This window comes from Piscirickettsia salmonis LF-89 = ATCC VR-1361 (genome assembly GCF_000297215.2).
GTDB classification, from domain to species: Bacteria; Pseudomonadota; Gammaproteobacteria; order Piscirickettsiales; family Piscirickettsiaceae; genus Piscirickettsia; species Piscirickettsia salmonis.
Map to the genome: position 1 here is coordinate 1 of NZ_AMFF02000096.1, position 1819 is coordinate 1819.

General features: G+C 35.5%; 3 protein-coding genes and 1 pseudogene. 1 reads left to right on the forward strand and 3 read right to left on the reverse strand.

The window, feature by feature from the left end; all coding sequences use genetic code 11:
* Positions 1-221: 221 nt before the first annotated feature.
* Complete coding sequence (locus tag C200_RS09745; RefSeq protein WP_230383460.1) at positions 222-593, reverse strand: hypothetical protein; 372 nt, start codon at positions 591-593, stop codon at positions 222-224.
* Positions 594-917: 324 nt separating this feature from the next.
* On the opposite strand from C200_RS09745, the pseudogene C200_RS16740 reads away from it, so the two are divergent.
* A pseudogene (locus tag C200_RS16740) lies at positions 918-1025 on the forward strand (transposase); the annotation flags it as partial.
* 103 nt (positions 1026-1128) lie between these two features.
* On the opposite strand, the gene C200_RS15480 reads toward C200_RS16740, so the two are convergent.
* Positions 1129-1503, reverse strand: coding sequence for a hypothetical protein (locus C200_RS15480; protein ID WP_016212499.1), 375 nt, complete (start codon positions 1501-1503; stop codon positions 1129-1131).
* A gap of 65 nt (positions 1504-1568) precedes the next feature.
* On the reverse strand, positions 1569-1819 hold a 251-nt coding region (locus C200_RS15800), incomplete at its 5' end, for a hypothetical protein (protein ID WP_033923753.1).

Below are 1819 nucleotides of genomic sequence, written 5' to 3' on the forward strand. Positions count from 1 at the left end.
TCCATGGCTCGCAGCGTAAGCAGGCCAACAAGATTGCGTTCGATGCCAATCGATTCAATGCTTTCTAAATTCTTTTTGTAATACCAAGGCTGATAAGCATTTCTGAGGATGCTACGGCCTTCAGGGTTGCCTTTTCTGCTCGTTGTTCTGAACAATAAAACCCGGTTAATATCGACCTCACACTGCTTGCCAGATCACTACCGAGGTAGCGACGCTTACGTTTACTCATGATTTATATAAATTTTATTGTCATCAAAATTAAATTTGAATTTTTGTATGCTGCCTCCTTCTGTATTATACTTCATATAACGCGAAATCGCTGATCCATGCGCCTCTGCTTTCATAACTGTATAAATATAAGGAGCAACAACTAAGGATGCTTTAAGTTTATACTCACTAGAGTTAGATCGAATAAAAAAACAGATTCCTGACGCTTTTGATTCTTCATGAACTTTAATGAAATTATTTGCTTTAATGATTCTATTATTTATTGAATCTATATCAATTCCATCAGAATCACTTAAATTTGTATACATGCAGTTTACATCAAAAAAATGTAGGATAATGTCTTGAGATGTTTGGTTATTTATCATAATTGTTCGACCACTTAGTGCATGTAAGTTTAAATTAAAAACCAATAGAAACAATAAACTATATCGTTTTATAAACACAATTATCTCTCGTAATATATACATAAAATTTTAATAATTTTATTGTAATATTGCTAAATAAAGAGATCAATATTTTGGTGAGATCATTCTTTGGTTGGTGCGCTGGTATGGCCGCTATGCTTTGTCTTATCGTGACCTCAAAGAAATGACAGGTGAAAGAGGTCTTGAGCTTGAACGTTCAACAAATAGTTTAACGATTTATTCCTGAAAGGTTAAAATGATGCTTAGCATTTTAGGAGCTATGATATGAGTCAAAAAAGAAAGAAGCCAAGCGCTGAATTTAAAACTAAAGTTGTCTTAGAGGTCATCGAAGGAGATCAGACCCTCAACCAAATATGCTCGAAATATGAGCTAGTCGGCACTGTTGCGAAAAATTATAGTGAACTTCAGAAAGGTTATTTAACGGGATTTGCGCTTTACCGCTTTGTGATCATTTTCAATGCAGTTGTTGAACAGATCACCTACATCTTGGACAGTATGTATGACCATTTACTGTTTTTCGATACCACCATTCACCACAAGATTTACAACCCCATGCATATACAACAAGATTACTCGCTGTTTGAATCTCTGATAATATATGTGATTCGATTGCAGTATCTTCTTCACTACCTTCTAACGCAAATAAAATTGCATCTCTAGCATACTCCAATGATGCTGAGCCAGAAACGTCAGCAGACTGTATACTACGCACTGTGAAATTTGTAAGATTTAACTTTCCCCTGAACTCTATGAGATCAATACTATACGATATTAAAGGTGATCCAAGAGGATGTGTCGTTTGCTCTGCGGGTGAACCAAGAGTTTTTTTTGATTTTTCATTTTCACTCATAATAAAGTCTCCTTAAGTTTAGCTTCCATGATGACGAAAAAAATCTAAGTCTACTTAATATTCAGTCACTTGGCTTTTACCAACCATTTATAGTCGGGATCCGGAACAAACGTTAAGCCTAGCCCCGCTCCTTTTGACAGGCCGATTCCAATGTTGTTGTAAGATTTTTCACCTACAAAATGTTCTGACCCCACTAGCCATCCTCCATAAACCTTAGCTCTTTTTATTTTCTTAACTTGATAGTAATTATCATCACCATATGAGTATGATTCAATAATTTCCCATTCAAGTTTGCTAAAACGCCCTCCGTCATCTG

Coding starts and splice junctions, on each gene's coding strand:
- C200_RS15480 (WP_016212499.1), bottom strand. CDS start 1,503: ATGAGTGAAAATGAAAAATCAAAAAAAACTCTTGGTTCACCCGCAGAG.
- C200_RS09745 (WP_230383460.1), bottom strand. CDS start 593: ATGATAAATAACCAAACATCTCAAGACATTATCCTACATTTTTTTGAT.